The sequence below is a fragment of the Caldicellulosiruptor bescii DSM 6725 genome (assembly GCF_000022325.1).
Lineage (GTDB): Bacteria > Bacillota > Thermoanaerobacteria > Caldicellulosiruptorales > Caldicellulosiruptoraceae > Caldicellulosiruptor > Caldicellulosiruptor bescii.
Genome location: NC_012034.1, coordinates 1432911 through 1452039, shown reverse-complemented (window position 1 = coordinate 1452039; position 19129 = coordinate 1432911). Strand labels below are relative to the sequence as shown.

Here is a 19129-nt window from a genome sequence, read left to right as displayed (position 1 = left end):
TTCCCGCCCTTGATAACAATTCTACTTTATTTCAATATCATCTTTACCATTTCGAACGATGCTATGTTTTCATCATTCTTTAAAATTTCTGTTAAGTATTTACCAAATCCGCCATCCCATCTAATCTTTTGATTCTGCGAAGCATAAAACAGTGCTGCTCTATAGGTTCCTTTATCTTCTATGAATTTTTTAAACTCCTCAAATTCTATTTTAGCAGCATCTTTATCAAGCAGTTCTTTCATGCCTTCTTCTACTTTATATAAGTATCTTTTAGAATTTGTCGAAAGCCAATCAAAAGATAGCTGGGCTAATCTTTCTTTTGTTCTTGTTTCGGGATTATAAACATTGCTAAACAGCCTGCTTTCTCCTACTGTCGGATATTTTGAGTTTTCCAAAGCACCTTTCGCTTCTACTATTAGATATTCTCTTGGCTGTGTATTTGTAACAAAAATTAAATCTGGTCCTTTAACACCGTGTTTTGCTTTGTATATACATTTATAGCCTAACTTAGTATAATATTCATATGCAGCTTCAACAGCAATTCTTTCAGCTAAAGCATTTGCACTTTTTAGTCCTGCTTTACTTACATATTCTTTTGCTCTTGCTATGATACTATTAGCATTTTCCAATTTTATATCTTGAGTTATAGAAAATTTGACTTTGCTATTTTTTATAATTGATGCAATTTCATCAAAATTATTGTGCTGAGCAAATTCAGAGACAGCCTTCAAAGGTTTATCATAATCTCCATTTACGACTTTTTTTGCAACATCAAAATTGTCTTGTCCTTTGCATAAAAGAGCAAACACAGGAGATAACAGGAAATTTCTAAAGACATTTTGCCATTCATCAAACTTATGAACAATAAACCTTGCTACGATGCTTATGCATTCATCACCAAAACTAATAAATTTTGTAAGTGTTCTTGCAATATCAGCACAGTCTCCTACACCAGGGATAAAGCCAATTAAATTCGTTAATACTCCAGCAAAATCTAATTTTGCCAAACTTGCTACAGCATCTCTTATATCTGAAAATGGTATAAATCCAGAAGCTATTTGACCAATTAAATATCCGAATGATTTTAGAGTTCTTTCTGCTAAAAGTCCATGTCGAACTAAAATCTCACCTGCATCGCCGCAAGTTGCACCAGCTAAGATGTCTTTGATATGTTCATACCAAGTTTTATCATAAAGATAAGGATCAAGTCCTTTTTCGAATTCTTGTTTGTCAGGATATGAATCGCCATCATAATTTTTATGAAGGGGTGAATACCCCATGCTAATTTCATTTCCATCAGTCAAACCATCTTTATCGGTATCTGCAAGATTTATCTTTGTTCCCAGTTCATCTTCTTCCGCATCAGAAAGTCCGTCATTGTCGCTGTCACATTTTTTCGGATCACTTGTTGCTTTGTAATAATACCCGTTTGCTGCACAAACCAATGGTCCAATTTCTAAGCCATCTAAAATTCCATCTCCATCTGTATCAGGATTTGATGGATCAGAATATACAATTGTTCCAAGACCTGTTCGTGCACCTGAAATTTCAACAGAATCTGGAATACCATCTTCGTCTGTATCAATTGGTTCTGTAACTATTTCAGTTATTCGCTTGAACACTTGTGGTAGTTGAGAAGCAGAAGATACAGGAAAATACATGCCTCCTGTTTGGGTTGCTATATCTCTCAAAAGATTTTCGTCAACGCTGGTTCCTAAACCTATAGTATATATTGTTATACCATTGTTTTTTGCTTCAGTTGTGAGATTATTGTCGTAATATCCTTCACCATCTGTTAAAAGTATAATTACTTTTATTCTATCCTCAGAACTACGAGAAATTAATTGCTGGTTTGCAATTCTAATACCTTCTGCAATGTTTGTTCCGCCCCAGCTATCAATCCTGTCAATTGCATTTTTTACGGCTTGAAAATCAGTCGTTAAAGGCTGTAGTAAATAACCAAAATTATCGAAATCGACAACAGCTGCTCTATCCCCTTGTATCAAGGCATCAACAAATGATTTTGCGGCAATTTTTCTATAACCGTTTGGATCATTCCAGCTCATGCTGCCAGATGAATCTAACACAAATACAAGGTCTATATAATTGACTTGTTGATTTATTTCTCTTTCGCCTTTATTTATTGGAACCTCCCAAATTGCTTTCCATGTTGGGATATAAAATAATACAAACGTTGTAAAATGGTTTGTTTTTGCCCATACCACTTTGTTTACAGGATCAACACCTTGTTCGTCAAGTGGAACAAAAGTCATCAAATCTTCATCAAGATAAAACATTTTTACATTTTGAAAATCTTGATTTGGGATTTTGCTTGTATCAATTGGTATAAATACTGTCGCTTCTTTAAAAGGTGCATATACTTCAATATCAACTGGTGTTGAAACTATTCCGTAAATTTCAGAAAATACTTCTTCGTCTTTTAGATTGTTTATTTCAACAAAGGATGAAATGTCCCCTTCTGCAACAATTTCTACTTTTGTTCCAGTCTGATCGTCTTTAAAGGTTTGCTTATATTCCTCAAGTCCGTCAAGTAAACCATCAGCATCACAATCAGGATTATTAGGATCAATTCCTAATAAGTATTCACTTTTGTCGCTCAGTCCATCTTCATCTGTGTCAAATTTCAAAGGAGAACTTTTAAATGTAAATATTTCAAAATAGTCATCTAAACCATCGTTATCTGTGTCTGGCAAAAGCGGGTCAGTATTGTATTTTTGTTCATCTATATTAGTTAACTTGTCTTCATCAGGATCTTCTTGCCAGTCTGGTATACCATCTTTATCAGTATCAATTGATTTTCCATCTGTAAGGTTAAAAAGTTTTAATATTTCAAAAAAGTCAGAAAGATTGTCTCCATCGGTGTCTAATTTATTTGTTTTAAGACCAAACTTTTCTTCTAAAAAATCTGGACATTTATCATTATCTTTATCCTGAAGCTTTAAAATAGCAATATTAAGTTCATTTAACTGTCCCCATGCTTTTCGATAAAAATGAATAGCTTGTTCATTGTTCTTTTTGCCTTCAAATTCAACACCTTTATTAAACTCTTCAATTGCTTTTAAAAGTTCTTTCTTTTGTTTTTGGGTAAATATACCTTGATTATTTTCACAAACTATTTTTAGATTTTCTGTAACTATTCTTGTTACTGCAATTAGATTTAGTTTAATTTCTTCTAAAGTTGAATCATAATGTTTTTTAAAGTTACTGTGCTTTTGATAAAATTCAAGCTGCCTTACAGCCTTCTCAATGCAATCAAAAAAGTCTGAATTAGTAATCGTCGTGTCGCTATCAAAGTAATTTATGGCTTTTGTTAAATAAATTGATATCTTTTTGACTTTTTCCCCATGAGATGGTTTTAAGTCATAAAATAATTCAGGGAGAGTAGAAATTTTTTTAATTTGAATTTGTAAAAGTTCACGGGGATTTTGGATTTGAGAAAAGTTTTGCGAGGTTTGAAATACTGATGCATCACTCGATGATAAATTATCTGATTTGACAAAGTAAGGAAAAAAAAGGTTGATAGTAAATAAGAATACAACCAACAAAGAAATAAATTTCTTTAAATACCTCATATAAAACCCTCCATACTCTAAAAATTTGAATAATCTTGTGAATATTCTATAATAATTATAAAAGTCTTGTCAATAACTATATAGTTTTTTTGGTAATTCATTAGTGTTAACTAAAAGTTAGTTAGTTTTAGTCTCTTTTAAAAATTATCTTTAGAAATTTTATCTATTTCTTCAACACTATCATCAATATCGTTTATATTCTTGTAGTAATTTTTTCCATCAGATACTACTTCATCTTGAGGACCGTTGCTTGTTGAATGCATCTCAAGTATGCTCCACATATCTGTACCATCATGCTCTTCTTCACCTTGACTTGGAAACATGTCATTGAATGGTTTGCCCAGCACCTTTTCTTCGATTGGTCTTTGGTCTGTTTGATAATTTTCTTGATTTTCTATATCTTTCTGGCACTCTATACAAAATTCTGTATAAGGGATTGCCAAAAGCCTTTCTATAGGAATTTCTTTTTTGCAGGACATACAGTAGCCAAAGTTTCCCTTTTCAATTTTGGAGAGTGCTTTTTCAATCAGCTCAAGTTTTCTTTTCATGTCAGCTTTAAAGCTCATGTTCTTTTCCGCTTCAAATAGGTCTGATGCAATGTCAGCTGGATGATTGTCATAGTTTGACACCTCATTTGAATAGAGTGAGCTAAAGTTTGCAACCTGATTTTCTTTAGTATTTTTTAAATACTCTTCTACTTCAGATTTTTTCTCTAAAAGCAATTTTTTCAGCATTTCAATTTCAGCTGGCTGCAATATTAATCTCTCCTTTTACTGAAGTTTTTTTAATGCATATAAAACTTTACAAATTTCAATATTTCAGCAATATATCGGCCAATTACAGGAAGGTTATACTTTACGATAGCGTTAAGTATATATAAAAGAAGAGCACCCAAAATAGAAAAGCCAAAAGCTGTTCCAAATCCCCGTGCAGCACCCGATAAAAAGTTTGTAAAAATTATCTTCTTTGGGTTTTTCAAATATTCTATATAGTAACTAAAATTCATCCTTTCAAGTTTTAAGATAAAATCATTTAACTTTTCTTCAAATTCGTCTCTTGACATCATCTCACCTTCTCAATAAATTATTTTGTTGATTTTTGCACATTTTATTTATATAATTTTTTTGAAATGCAAAAGTTTTTAATTCTTGGAGGTAAGAAAAGATGGAATACAGAGCTGATATAGGGGTCTTTGGCGGTTCGGGTTTTTATTCTTTAGAAGACAATGTTGAAGAGATAGAACTTGAAACACCATATGGAAAACCAAGCGACAAAATCTCTTTGGTTGAGATTGCAGGCAAAAAAGTAGCTTTTCTACCCCGTCATGGCAAAAAACATCAATATCCTCCTCACTTAATTCCATACAGAGCAAATATTTGGGCAATGAAGATGCTTGGAGTCAAAAAGATAATTGGACCAACAGCGTCAGGAAGCTTAAAGCCTGAGATAAAACCTGGTGACTTTGTTGTGTGTGACCAGTTTGTTGATAGGACATGGGGAAGGAAAGACACATTCTTTGAAGGACCTGAAGTAAGGCACATATCTGCCGCAAAGCCGTACTGTGAATATTTGAGAAAAATTGCAATTGAGTCTGCAAAAGAGCTTGGAATTACTGTGCATGAAAAGGGGACAGTTGTTGTAATACAAGGTCCGAGATTTTCCACAACTGCTGAGAGCAGATGGTTTTCGACTATGGGCTGGGATGTTATCAATATGACACAGTATCCAGAAATAATTCTTGCAAAAGAGCTTGGTATCTGTTATGTGAATATATCCCTTATTACAGACTATGACGCAGGACTTGAAGGAAGAGATGATATAAAGCCTGTAACTGAAGAAGAAGTTTACAGAGTCTTTAGAGAAAACAATGACAAAGTAAAAAAACTCATTTACAAGATGATTGAAAAGATTGATGTAGACTATATTTGTGAGGAGTAAGAAGAAAATGAAACACTTTGAGTTTGAAAATGATAAGCTCATTGTACTCGACCAGAGAAAGCTGCCATTTGAAAGAGAGTATTTTGTTTGTAGCACATATCATGATGTATATGTAGCAATAAAAGATATGATTATAAGAGGAGCACCGCTTATTGGAATTGTTGCTGCATATGGAGTTGTATTGGGCTTTAAGGAAATAATTGAAAAGAACATGGAGTCCACTAAAATTTATGAGATTATAAACTATCTTGCGAGCTCAAGACCCACTGCTGTGAACCTTTTCTGGGCACTTGAGAGGATGAAAAAGATTTTTGAAGAGGCAAAAAATCTTTCTCAAAGCCAAATTTATAGTTTGCTGCTGGATGAGGCAAGGAAAATAGAAGATGAAGACAAAAGTATCAATAAAAAGATTGGTGAGCATGGAAATACACTTATAAAAGAGGGTGCAAATATCCTTACTCACTGCAATGCAGGAGCTTTAGCAACAGGCGGGTATGGAACTGCACTTGGCGTCATCCGTGAAGCTCACTTTACCGGCAAGAATATTCATGTTTATGTAGATGAGACCAGGCCGTATCTTCAGGGGGCAAGGCTCACAGCTTTTGAGCTTTCTGAAGATGGTATTCCCAACACAGTTATTTGTGACAACATGGCAGGTTATCTTATGAAACTTGGAAAAATTGATTGTGTTATAGTAGGGGCTGACAGAATCGCTTTAAACGGAGATACAGCAAACAAGATTGGAACTTACTCTCTTTCTGTTTTGGCAAAGCATCATGGCATTCCTTTTTACATTGCAGCACCAGTATCAACCATTGATTTTAATATAAAATCAGGCTCAGAAATTCCTATTGAAGAGAGAAGCGAAGATGAGATAAGATTTTTCAATGGTAAAAAGATTGTTCCGGATGAATCGAAGGTTTTTAATCCTGCATTTGATGTAACACCGGCTGAGAACATTACTGCTATAATTACAGAAAAAGGTGTTATTTTCCCACCATTTGAGGAGAATATTTCAAAACTCAAAGAAAAGTAGTCTGTCAAAAAACGGGGTATTGTAAGAATTGAGTACCCCGTTTATTTTTTGTAGTTATAAAGAATTAGCACTTAAAATGTCCTTGCTTTTTTTCTGCTTAGAATTGCATTTCATCTACATATGTGGTACAATGTTTATAAACTAAGTTTTCTAAAAATTAATACAAAGTAAAATTAAGGGGGATTAAACAAATGCAAAAAATATTTCGCAGTTCAATTGTAATATTTTCTTTAATTCTCATTGGATCATTGGTATTATTAAGTATTAGTTTAAAAATCTCTCACATTAAGGCTGACACAATCTTAAATAAGCATAAGCTAGAAGACAATAGCTCCGAGAGAATTCATATTATAAAAAACAAAAAGAAATTTATAGCAGATATCATCTCAGTTTTACCCGTTGTTGAAGAAAAGAATATAAACAACTCAACTGTGGACAGCAACATAAGTAAAGTAAAAGCAGAAAGACAAGTACATTATAAAATTATTAAAGCTGTGCTAAATGAAGCCAATCGCAAAAGCATCCTTGGCCTTGCTTCAAACAAAGATATATATTCATTTGTATCTGAGAAAGTCCTAAAAATACTCTTTCCCAAACCTACACAGGATACTTATACCTGTTACTATAAGGTAGAACCTGCTGACCCCAAGCAAACCGTTATTTGGTACAAAAAAGGATATTTTTATTTTGTGTACTGCTTCACAGACTCTTACACCATAAATCCAGCTGACCCTTATGGTGATATTAAAAAAATGGTTCTCTTGGTTGAGAAAATTAAAAACAAATGGATCATAAGCGATTTTTCAAGCAACAATTAATAATAGTAGCGACTAATAATAGTTGTTTGTCAGTTCTAATATATTCGAATAGTATCATAACTCACCAAATTTCCTCTAACTTTAAGTAACTGAATTACTCTTTTGCTTATTAGCTTGTATATTGAACACCCTTCTTGACTTGAAAAGTATCCGCCTTTATCAGTAAAGTATATTCCATCTAAACCAATAACAGGCCAGTAGGCATTTATATTTTAAAGTATATATTTTGTTTTTTGGAACATACTCTGATTTCAAAAGATACAACCTTTTTTCAGTGGCAATAACAAACTTACCTGTTTGTTTATTAGCACTGATATATTTTATCATCTCTGGCATTCGGTTTCGATAAACTTCTTTTTTAGTTTTGTAATCAACTAAAATTAACTCTTTCAAATCCTCACCACAATAAGCTACCTGATTTTTTCCCCATGCAAATAAGCGTACAGGAAAATAATCTAAACCTTTTATTTTATTGCGGCTCATTTTGACTTTGAAAAGCAAATCTTCTTTGCCACTACTGTGCCTGATTTTGCCATAAAATAAAGCAAAAAAGTCACCATTTTCGGTTTTATCAAAACGCTCTACATAGCCTACTTTTTCTGAAATACCTCCTATTAGATGACTTATAATAACAAAACAAATTATTCCTGCTATTATTAAACTTATAGAAACGCATAAAAATGTTTTTATTTTTACATTACCTTTTTTCCAAATAGTTAAATTCATAATTTTTCATCCCCTCGAGATATTACTCTTTGAGGTTAACATGTTTAAACCCAACTACCTTACACTCATAACAGTCATAACCTATATCTTCGTATCTATTTACTATTTCTCCTTTTGCGTTATATAAGATTAAGTCTTTTAGCTTTTTATAACCGTCTACAATAACAATATATCCTTTATCACCTTTTACATTTTCTATTAGTTCTGTCCCATTTTCAAATTCAAATACCATTTTAGTGTAATTAGTAGGCTTTCGTGCGCCTGTTGATGGTATCCATGTAGAGGTATTTAAGTTACAAAAATAAATGCTTTTTCCTTTATATTTAACTCGATTTACTCCAAATCCCATACTCATTGCTGGATACCCAGCAGATGCATACCATAACGCTTTATTGTTTTCAACCAAACATAACAAATATTGGGGTGAATTATCGGTAGTCATATAAAATAAAAATAGATACCAATTATCATGTTTTTTATATTTAAGTACATTAAAATTCTTATTTTTAACCATATAAAAAGCATCTGACAATGCTGAAACAGCTATTTTTTGAGCTTTAGTGTATTCATCTTCTTTTTTTGTAAAATCCTTTCTTGTGCACCCGCTTATATTTAGCATCATTATTGTGAATAATAAAATATATGGAATAACTTTTTTTATCTTCAATGTATTCGCCTCCCATTTTATAATTTCTTAATAAAAGCACACCTTCAGAAAAACATTAATAAACAGTGGAAAATATTCATAATCAAATTTCTAATTCTGAAGGTGTGCAATCTTTGAAGATAGTGGGAAATAAGATTGTATTTGTTGTATTCTTATTCTATTTCTCTAAAATAATATGGATTAAAAAATCTTTTATTACCTTCATAATCAGAATAATAGCGATAACAATTTTCAGTATGTTGTGCAAATTTCCGTGTAATTTTGTCTACAAGAATTGCAGTATGATCAAATCTTCCATCGTTATAATAATCAATTTGCATTATTCCACCATTATCTAATGAATTTATACTGTCTACTACAACAACGCGTGGACCAGGTGTGTCAATAGATTTATAGCTTGTCATATAACTCCAGAAAGCTTCAACATTCTCCCAATTTCGTGAGCCTCCACCAGGACCTGCATACCATCCTTCTTCATATGAACCAGGAACCATCATCACTTTGTTTAATATATCGTTCATAGTATCATTTGCTCCAAATCCATACCATAAAACTTGAGATGCAAAGTTTGTGCAATCTCCTCCTCCAGCGGTTGCATCATAAAACTTGGTATTACGGTTATATACGTATTTGTTTGCATATTCAACAGCCCTTGATGTACTATAATAATGATTTACTGCTGGCAAACTAAGAATACCAACATTACTTTTCAATTCAACATCATTGAAGTTTTTATATACTTTCTTCGAATCTGGAGAAAATTCCTGATCAATCATTTCAGCTAATTCTTTCGGTTGAAATTCTCTTATTAATTTTTCTTTTGAAATTTCATAGAAACTTAGATCTTCATAATCATGTTCTGTAATTTTCCAGCTATCTTCCATTTTTATTAACTTAAATATATTTTCGCCACCACAAATAAAAGGTGGATATGCATTCTGTCCATCTAATTTTATTTCTAATATGACACTTGCTTGATTACCGTTTATATCAATAGCTTTGTAATTGAACTCTAATGGAAATCGTCTCTCTTCGATGTAACAATACCCTTTTTGATAAATATACTTTCTTCTTGCTGTTAAATTTTTCAGAACTATTACTTTGTTTTGATTTTGTATTTTAGTCATATCAAGGTAAGGAGTTATATCTTTATATTCCATTTGTAAATATGCATCGTACTGAGTGTTGTAAAAAGATTCAATAATGTTTTTAATGCTTTCTTCTTCAGTGTTTTTATAAAAATATGAATTTGCATAAGCAATGGAATTTGGTATTATTAGAATTAAACATAACAAAAACAATACAATTTTTCTCATTTGAGATATCCCCTTTCTTTTAGTTTTCATATGGTTTTCAGATTAAATTAAATAATAAATTTTTTGAAACTATTATCTTCTGTTTAATCAAGAACTATTGAAAATAAGAATGTACAACATAACTTTTCGCCTCCATTTTTAAATATCATCATGTAAGTTATTACTTAATTCTAAACTCCCTATCTATTTGCTTTTTTATTTGCTCATAATCAGGTTCTGGTAACTTTTGGTCAGTAGAGAATTCATAATGCATTAGGGCCCATTTATCATAGATATGCTTTGTAATTTTCCATGTCCCATCCTGCTTTTCTAATTCAAAAATATTTTCTCCATATGAAATAAACGGCGGATATGCTTCTTTTAGTTTTATCTCTAAGTCAATAACTATTTTGGCTTTATTGCCATCAAGCACTATGTTCTTATAATGAAGTTCATATGGAAAATGTCTCTTCTCAACATAACAGTACTTTTTTTCGTCTATATATTTTCTTCTGAATACTAACATTTTTAATGCAACAACTTTATTATGATTCTGTATCTTTGACATATCCAAGTACGGTGTTATATCTATATACTCCATTTGAAGATAAGATTTGTACTGTGTTTCATAAAATCCTTCTATAGTTGATTTGATTGCTTCTATTTCATCGCTATCAAAACTCAAAGTATCTTTTGCCCAAATTTGAACAAATGCACTTAAGAATATTGTTGTTGATACTAACACCACAACAAACACCTTTGCACCTTTGCTCATTTTCCTTATCTCCAAACTCATAATAAACCTAAATCTCTCAACAATGCTTTCTTTCTTACCTACCAGACCAAATGCCGCACCTGCTCCACTGCCTATACTCACCAAAAGTGTGTTATAAAGTACCTCTGCATACCTTCTTTTGCCATCCTTCTTAAGCTTTCTTATTACTTCTTCATCACATGAATATTCACATTCTCTATTTAGCTTTAAAACTGCAAAGTATACCAAGGGGTTAAACCAATGAAGTGCATTTATTAATTTGCTTAGCCATTTAACAAGTACATCTTTTCTCTTGAAGTGTACAAGTTCATGTCTTATGATTAATCTTAAATCTTCTCTTACTATGTCCTTTGTTGGTATTATTAAGATCGGAGTAATTATTCCGATTAGCATAGGTGTTTGTATAATATCACTTTCTAATATCTTTATCTTTTTTGGAATTTTTCTTAGATTGCAATACCTTTCAATCATTCTCCTGCAATATTCATTTGAACATTTTCGTGAACTTCTTATAAGTATCACTTTAAACCAAATATACCTTATCAAAAACCATGCAAAAAATACTATGGCACCTACAAGCCAGACATAACCAATAAATTCTACAAATTTTTCAGGGTTAAAATAACTAATATTTTTATAAGGCAGGGCAATTAAAGCCCCACCTTGTGCTGTATTTTCTGTTAGTTGTAAGTTCAATGCATTGTTGTTATTTAATTTTGAGGTCATATAACTGCTGTTGCCTAATATAATACTCTGATTTAGTACTCTACTATCTTTCTTACAAAATTTAATCAATACATTCCATGGAATGGTAAAACAAAAAAGCCCTATCATCCAAATATAATACCTTGCCCTTGCGCTCAAATGCTCTTTAAAGATTTTGCTCAAAATAGCAAATATCAAAACAGCTATGCTACCACCTACTGTCATTACTGAAATCCATTTGAATATAACTTCTATATTCATCTCATCTCTACTCCTCTTTTCCTAATAACTTCTTAATCTCCTCAAGCTCTTCTTTTTTTAAGTTTCCACTTTCAACTAATGCTGCTATTAAATCTTTTACAGAGCCATTAAATAGCTTATTCAATACCCTTGCTGTTTCTATCTTTGCGTATTCCTCTTTGCTAATAGAAGGACTGTAGTAGTAAAGTTTATTTTTTTTCTCTTGCTTTATTGCTTTCTTTTTTACAAGCCTGTCAATCAAGGTGTATATGGTTGATTTTTCCCATTTGATGTGTTTTTCTTTTAACTTTTGCACTATCTCTGGTGCGCTGAGCGCCTTTCCTTCTTCCCACAAAACTTTCATGACCTCTAACTCAGCTTCTGATGGCTTTAACAAATCTTTGTTCATTTTTACACCACTCTCCTTTTACAATTGTGATTACATAATATATTTTACAATAGTAAAAAGTATTTTGTAAAGAAGGTTTTTTGAAATGATTTTTATTTCCTTTTTTATAACTGAAAAGTAAAAATAATGAGATTGCCCTTTTGGACAGCCCTTGCTATCTTAATCAATTGCCATTATTAATTTACAATTGTTGGTTATTCACTTTAAAAATAAATACTCACTATATTTTCCGTTAGTATTATCTTTAAAATAACTTCTTATAAATAAATTAGTAGAAGGAGTTTTAGAATAAAGCATAATATAATTGGAATATCCTTTTTGCAGTTTTAAATATGGAATCTTGTAATATTTTAAATCTTTTAATGAAAATATATAAGTACCGTCTTTTAAGTAATTGCCGTACCAAGACAAATATCCTCCTGAAACATATGGGTCTGCAAATGTAATCATATTTGAATTTTTCATAGAATACAATTCAGGGTATACTATTATTTTCCATCTAATTGGTGCTTTTGATATATCACATAAAACTATTTGATCTTGAGAACTTATGCCATTTATATGGCGAAGAGCAATAACATAATTTTTATAAATCCTTGGTATTACAAGTTCATTATTTGGAGAGATTTTTGTTTTTTTCTTTTTTTCGATATTATATAAGTATATTTCTCCACTTTCTATCCTCATTGTATGAGTTTCTATAATATTTGATATACACCAAACTATATTATCACCATAAATAGATGGAGGATATATTAATCTATTTTCTTTTTCAGGTATTTTTTCAATTATAGAATATTTTTTTGTTTTCATATCAAATAATTTTATAACTAAATAGATAATTCCTTTTTTATCCTTTTCGTAGTTTAAGTAAACAACTTTGCCATTGTGAGCAAATATATCTCTCCACATAATACATGCTTTGGCTTTCATATCATCATTAGCTGAAATGCTTGTTTCATTACATTTATCAATCAAGCAGATAGTATTGGTATTAATATCATATCCATATAACTTCCAATTGCAACTTAGATATAAATATCCCTTTTTTCTTTCTCCTTCTATCCAATAGAAATATCTTCCATCAAAGTTTTCAGAAATGCTCAGAAAGTTTTTTTCAGTAATTTTGTATATCAACTTTGTATAGTTTTTCTTAATGTCTTTAATAAAATATGCATCTTCATTGTTAGAAAGTCCAATAAATCTGTTTGAGTCAATAGCAATAATCAAATTTTCATCTTTATTCTTTTTAAATGTTTTCAAAAGGATATTATCAAAATTTCCTTCCTTTTTGGGAAAATATTCAAAAAGATCTTTACAATATACTATTCGCAGTAATGGTTGACTATTAATGAATTTAAGAAAAGAAAATAAAATAAAAACAGTTATTAAAATAAATATTTTTTTTGTCATTTTTGATATATTACACATTTTTACTTCTCCTCGTTTCTGTGATTTATATGATCTAATTTTAAATTACCAAACGATACCTCTGTCTTTGCATAATTTGACGAATTCGCTATAATTATCAGTCAATTTACATCCGTTATTGTATTTAGATGAATCTGAATAATAAATTTGATGATTTACTGGATCATAACCAATTAATGCAATATAATGCCAATATTCTTTTTGTCTATCATAACCAGGTAGATGATAGCCACCTGCAACCATATGAATATCTGCGATAACACCATATCCAAATTGAACATCACTTGTTACGTAATTCCATAATTCTATTTCTGAAGGAGCCCATTTTATTACATGCACAATACCTGACCAATCTCTCATAACTCTTTCCCAGCGGGAGTCAAATGGTGTACCTTCAGTAGTTGTTCCCAAATCTTGAACTAAATTATCTTGAGATACAGCAATCGACGGATTACTTCTTTTATAGTATATGTTAGAAGCTTTAAGACAATTGTTGGCTGCAGCTGGCCCACAATAATAATCATTCTTTTGCAACTCTGAAACAGGATTTAGCGATATAATTGTCGAATTTATTAATATTTGAGACATTGGCTTAAATTCTGAAAAACTACGGTTGTTTTGAATATATCTTATTCTTTCCAAGAGAGAGGTTTCCATAAGTTTATCTCCTTCCATTCATTAACAAAATCTTTTATTATGTTTTCTATCTTTGATTGTGAATTAGCTGTTTCCTCATTTGTTTAACATTATTTAGCTTAATGAGGAGCAAATTAATGTATCTATATTTTATTTCAGATTTTTTATTAGACATAATTAATTGTTCTTTATCGGGTAGCTCAGACTGTGAGTTGATAGTTGAAAAATTGCTAGTGTCTTTTGTGGAATTCGATATTTCAGAAAAGCTTTTACCTGATGAAAGATTGATGCTAAAAATTAACAGTAGAGATAATATAAAAATTTCCCATTTTATTTCTTATTTTCATGAGAAAACACTCCTTTTTTATTTTTTTAATTCAAATTTTTAAACTCAAAATAGAATCTTTCAGTGTTTTTTTTAGATGTTCAAGAAGTATCAAAGCTACAACAAAACATAACTATCACCCCTGTTTTATACATATATTTTCAAAACATAGTTATTTATGCTAAACATATTTACTATTCTTTTAATTTTAATTTCTTTTCCTTATTAAAAACAATTTTTATTGATAAAACCTTTCTTCAAACCCATTTGATGTCTTTTTTTAACCTCACCTCTAACTCTGCTTCTGATGGCTTTAATAAATCCTTTTTCATTTTTACTTCGCTCCCCTTTTACAATTGTAATTACACATATATTTTACAATAGTAAAAACCAATTTGTAAAGAAGTTTTTGAAAAGTTTTTTAAAACTTTTGACGCAGAGTCATAAGAGAAATATGATTAATATTTGACAATCTATAACGATGCAGAAATTAGAATTAACACGTAAAAAGCTCCCTTTTCTTGGCATTTGTTTTTATAATTCTTGAGCTATATAACCAAGACAAGGGAGCTTCTTCTTGACTTTGTCAGACCGAGGCATTTTAAGATAAAACAATTTTTTCGAACCTACCAAGTGCCTCATATAAAATATCTTCATTAATTTCGTAACCTAAAACATAATCACATACATCCTTCAATAAAACAATTCTTATAGAAGAACTTATATTTTTCTTGTCATACTTCATAATTGAGATAATTTGGCTCTTCTCAAATCTTTGAGGAAGTTTTATACTATTCTTTTCCAAAATTCTTATTAAAAGATCTACATTTGACAAATCAAAATTAAATATCATATTCGAAAGTATCATCTCAGCAATCATTCCCAAAATAACAAATATCCCATGAGAAAAATAGTAATTGTAATACGTCTCTAATGCATGACCTACTGTGTGGCTAAAATTCAGAACTTCTCTCAAAAGTGATTCTTTTTCGTCCTTTTCAACAACTTTAACTTTACAATTAATAGATTTCTTTATCAACTGCATAGCAAGTATTTTATCTTGAAAAATCTCAAAAACATCATTTTCAAATCTATCTTTCATATCCAATATACTTTTGTCTAAGGTAAAACCATATTTTATTATCTCACCAAAACCAGATAAAATCTCGCTTTTTGGTAATGTTTCTAAAAACTTAGGACATATTATTATCATTTCTGGCTGATAAAATGTCCCAATCTGGTTCTTGTAGGATTTATAATTAATACCAGTTTTTCCACCAATACTACTGTCAACCATTGAAAGAAGAGTTGTTGGAATGTGAATGAGTTTCACACCACGCTTATATGTAGATGCTATAAATCCGACTACATCACCAATAACTCCACCACCAATTGCAACAAACAATGCTCTTCTGTCCACATTTCTATCTAAAAGATAATCAATTGCCTTTAGGTAAGATTCTATTGACTTTGATTCCTCACCTTCATCAAAAAGGTAAAGGTAAGAGTAGGAAAGACTATCAATAAAATCTTTGTAGAGCCTGTAGACCATCTTGTCAGTAAATATTACAAGATTTGAGCAATTAAAAGATGCAAGATATTCTCCGATTTTTTCTATACTCTCAATAAAGATAATGGGAATATTTTTTTCTTCCCTTTTTAAACTTAAGTAAATCCTATCTTCCATCCTACCCATCCTTTTTGTAAATTTTATAAAATAAAAGACAAGCCGGCGCTTCTTATAATACCGGCTTTATCTTTTTTATGTTATTTACTTTTTACAACCTCATAGCACCTTGGACATACATTTAAACTCTCTTCATTCTTTCCAACCATTGTATCGAATTTCCAACATCGTTCACACTTTGAACCATCAGCCTTATAAACTTCCACTTTTATCTGATCACTATCACTTTCTTCAACATCAAGCTGAGAAACAATTAATACTTCCTGAATAATGTCTTTGTTTTCTTCTATAAATCTTTTTATATCACATTTTGCAAAAATTTTCACTTTGCTATCCAATGAACTTCCAATAAGCTTTTCATTTCTTGCAATTTCAAGCTGTTTTGAAACAATGTCTTTTATTTCAATTATTTTATCCCACTTTTCTCTTAATGCTTCATCTCTTAATATATCTTCATTGATACTTGGCCACCTTGTCAAAAACACTGATTCAGCGTCTTCCTCTTTAAAAATAATATTTTGCCAAATTTCTTCTGCTGTAAAAGACAAAATTGGTGCAATGAGTATTGTGAGCGCAATTAGTATTTCGTACATGACAGTTTGTGCAGATCTTCTGTCAAGGCTTTCACTTTTTGATGCATAAAGTCTATCTTTGTTTATGTCAAGATACAAATTACTCATGTCAATTACACAGAAGTTATGAACAAGATGATATACCTGATTATAATCATACTCTTCGTAAGCTTTTGTAACCTTTTCAATCAACTTATACAGCCTTTGTAATGCCCACTTGTCAATTTCTTTAAGGTTTTCATATCCTACCTTATCTGTTTTCGGATTAAAATCATAAAGATTTCCAAGCAAGAATCTTGCTGTGTTTCTTATCTTTCTATAAATTTCTGTTAGCTGTTTTATAATATCCTTTGAAATTCTCATATCTGTTGTGTAGTCGGCCGATACACACCAAAGCCTTAAGATATCTGCACCAAACTCATTGATGATATCAAACGGCGATATTACATTTCCTTCTGACTTTGACATTTTCTTCCCTTCGCCGTCAACAACAAACCCATGAGTCAGAACAATTCTATACGGTGCTCTTCCTTTTGTCGCAACAGCCGTCAAAAGCGACGACTGGAACCATCCTCTGTACTGGTCGTTTCCTTCTAAGTACATATCACATGGCCACTCTAAATCTTCTCTGCTCTCTAAAACATAGGCATGAGAAGAACCTGAGTCAAACCACACATCCATAATGTCAGTCTCTTTTTCAAACTCGCTACATCCACAAACAGGGCACTTTACTCCCTCTGGCAAAAGTTCTTTGACATCCTTAGAAAACCAAGCATCAGAACCTTCTTTTTCAAATATTTTTGCTATATAATCAATTGTCTCATCAGTTATTAACTCTTTCCTGCAATTTTTGCAATAGAATATTGGAATTGGCACACCCCAGATTCTCTGCCTTGAGATACACCAGTCTTGCCTGTCTACAATCATATTGTAAATTCTATCTCTTCCCCACTCTGGCACCCACTTGACATCATCTACAGCCTTGAGAGCCTGATCTCTAAAACCTTTGACTGAAGCAAACCACTGCTCGGTCGCTCTGAATATAACAGGATTTTTACATCTCCAGCAGTGAGGATACTGGTGAGTTATCTTTTCAACACCAAGAAGATGTCCTGAAGCTTCTAACTCCTTTGCAATCTCTTTATTTGAATCTTCATAAAAGAGCCCTGCAAACTTGCCAGCTTCTTTTGTTAAATATCCTTTATTGTCAACTGGAACAATTACATGAATATTATATCTTTGACAAACCTCAAAGTCTTCTTCACCATGACCCGGTGCTGTGTGAACACAACCTGTTCCTGCTTCCAAAGTTACATGTTCACCCAAAATTACTAAAGAAGTTCTATCCAAAAATGGATGTTTACATTTTACATATTCTAAATCCTTGCCTTTAAACCTTGCAATTTCTTTGTACTGCTCAATTTTATTTGTCTTCATTACTCTTTCTACAAGCTCAGATGCCACAACTAATATCTCATTTCCGATATCAATCAAACTATAATCAAAATCAGCATTTAAGGCAATTGCTAAGTTGCCTGGAAGTGTCCATGTTGTGGTTGTCCAAATTACAATGTATACCTTTTTATCTCCTATAGGCAAATTTGAAAACAACCCTTTGTCGTCGATCACTTCAAACTTAACATAAATAGAGTATGTCCTGTCCTCTTGATACTCAATCTCTGCTTCTGCCAGTGCAGTTTCGCAAGACGGACACCAGTAAACAGGTTTTAGACCTTTATAGATATAACCTTTTTTAGCCATTTCTCCAAATACGCGAATTTGTCTTGCCTCAAATTTTGGGTCTAAAGTCATATAAGGATTTTCCCATTCACCAAACACGCCAAGTCTTTTGAACTGTTGTCTTTGGATGTCAATATAGCTGAGGGCAAACTCTTTACACTTTTTCCTAAACTCTACTGGGTCGACTTCATGCCTGTTTACTTCAAGCTTTTTGATAACCTGCTGCTCGATCGGAAGACCGTGTGTATCCCAGCCAGGAATATAAGGTGTGTAATAGCCCTGCAATGATTTGTACTTGTTTACAATGTCTTTTAAAACTTTGTTCAGGGCATGACCTAAATGAATATCGCCATTTGCATAAGGTGGTCCGTCATGAAGAATAAACTTTTTATTATTTTTATTTTTTTCGAGCATCTTTTTGAAAATATCATTTTCTTGCCAGAACTTCAGAAATTGAGGTTCTCTTTGTGCTAAGTTTGCTCTCATTGGAAAATCAGTTTTTGGTAAGTTCAATGTTTGACTCCAGTCCATCTCGT

General features: G+C 31.5%; 15 protein-coding genes. 3 read left to right on the top strand and 12 right to left on the bottom strand.

What is annotated here, in order from left to right; translation table 11 throughout:
- Positions 1–26: 26 nt before the first annotated feature.
- The 3 genes from ATHE_RS06810 to ATHE_RS06800 all read right to left on the bottom strand — a co-directional run bounded on the left by ATHE_RS06810 (position 27) and on the right by ATHE_RS06800 (position 4656).
- Positions 27–3593 carry a VWA domain-containing protein gene (locus tag ATHE_RS06810; RefSeq protein WP_015907834.1) on the bottom strand — a complete coding sequence of 1189 codons (3567 nt, stop codon included), beginning with the start codon at positions 3591–3593 and terminating at the stop codon, positions 27–29.
- Between the two features lie 137 nt (positions 3594–3730).
- Positions 3731–4348 (bottom strand): TraR/DksA C4-type zinc finger protein, encoded by a 618-nt coding sequence (locus ATHE_RS06805; protein ID WP_015907833.1) that lies wholly within the window; start codon positions 4346–4348, stop codon positions 3731–3733.
- A 29-nt stretch (positions 4349–4377) separates the two neighbouring features.
- Entirely contained in the window at positions 4378–4656 is a 279-nt protein-coding gene (locus ATHE_RS06800; RefSeq protein WP_015907832.1) for a DUF5665 domain-containing protein, read from the bottom strand.
- A gap of 101 nt (positions 4657–4757) precedes the next feature.
- On the opposite strand from ATHE_RS06800, the gene ATHE_RS06795 reads away from it, so the two are divergent.
- The 3 genes from ATHE_RS06795 (at position 4758) to ATHE_RS06785 (ending at position 7385) form a co-directional block, all read left to right on the top strand.
- Entirely contained in the window at positions 4758–5531 is a 774-nt protein-coding gene (locus ATHE_RS06795) for an S-methyl-5'-thioadenosine phosphorylase (protein ID WP_015907831.1), read from the top strand.
- Between the two features lie 7 nt (positions 5532–5538).
- Positions 5539–6567 carry an S-methyl-5-thioribose-1-phosphate isomerase gene (gene mtnA / locus ATHE_RS06790; RefSeq protein WP_015907830.1) on the top strand — a complete coding sequence of 343 codons (1029 nt, stop codon included), beginning with the start codon at positions 5539–5541 and terminating at the stop codon, positions 6565–6567.
- Between the two features lie 191 nt (positions 6568–6758).
- Entirely contained in the window at positions 6759–7385 is a 627-nt protein-coding gene (locus ATHE_RS06785; protein WP_015907829.1) for a hypothetical protein, read from the top strand.
- Between the two features lie 159 nt (positions 7386–7544).
- Here ATHE_RS06785 and ATHE_RS06780 read toward each other — a convergent pair whose 3' ends face one another.
- The 9 genes from ATHE_RS06780 to ileS all read right to left on the bottom strand — a co-directional run bounded on the left by ATHE_RS06780 (position 7545) and on the right by ileS (position 19124).
- The gene (locus ATHE_RS06780) at positions 7545–8111 is read right to left on the bottom strand and encodes a hypothetical protein (RefSeq protein ID WP_015907828.1); all 567 of its coding nucleotides are present in this window, start codon (positions 8109–8111) and stop codon (positions 7545–7547) included.
- A gap of 22 nt (positions 8112–8133) precedes the next feature.
- Positions 8134–8778, bottom strand: a complete 645-nt coding sequence (locus tag ATHE_RS06775) for a hypothetical protein (RefSeq protein ID WP_015907827.1) — start codon at positions 8776–8778, stop codon at positions 8134–8136.
- A gap of 152 nt (positions 8779–8930) precedes the next feature.
- A complete protein-coding gene (locus ATHE_RS06770) occupies positions 8931–10094 on the bottom strand; it encodes an amidase domain-containing protein (protein WP_015907826.1) in 1164 nt (387 codons plus the stop codon).
- 160 nt (positions 10095–10254) lie between these two features.
- Positions 10255–11814, bottom strand: coding sequence for a M56 family metallopeptidase (locus ATHE_RS06765; RefSeq protein WP_015907825.1), 1560 nt, complete (start codon positions 11812–11814; stop codon positions 10255–10257).
- A gap of 7 nt (positions 11815–11821) precedes the next feature.
- Positions 11822–12202 carry a BlaI/MecI/CopY family transcriptional regulator gene (locus tag ATHE_RS06760; protein ID WP_015907824.1) on the bottom strand — a complete coding sequence of 127 codons (381 nt, stop codon included), beginning with the start codon at positions 12200–12202 and terminating at the stop codon, positions 11822–11824.
- Between the two features lie 198 nt (positions 12203–12400).
- Positions 12401–13633: a hypothetical protein gene (locus ATHE_RS06755; RefSeq protein WP_015907823.1), complete on the bottom strand. Its 1233-nt coding sequence runs from the start codon at positions 13631–13633 to the stop codon at positions 12401–12403.
- 45 nt (positions 13634–13678) lie between these two features.
- A complete protein-coding gene (locus ATHE_RS06750) occupies positions 13679–14290 on the bottom strand; it encodes a C39 family peptidase (RefSeq protein ID WP_015907822.1) in 612 nt (203 codons plus the stop codon).
- Positions 14291–15195: 905 nt separating this feature from the next.
- Positions 15196–16281: a 3-dehydroquinate synthase gene (gene aroB, locus ATHE_RS06740; protein WP_015907820.1), complete on the bottom strand. Its 1086-nt coding sequence runs from the start codon at positions 16279–16281 to the stop codon at positions 15196–15198.
- Positions 16282–16361: 80 nt separating this feature from the next.
- Positions 16362–19124: an isoleucine--tRNA ligase gene (gene ileS, locus ATHE_RS06735; protein WP_015907819.1), complete on the bottom strand. Its 2763-nt coding sequence runs from the start codon at positions 19122–19124 to the stop codon at positions 16362–16364.
- Positions 19125–19129 lie beyond the last annotated feature (5 nt).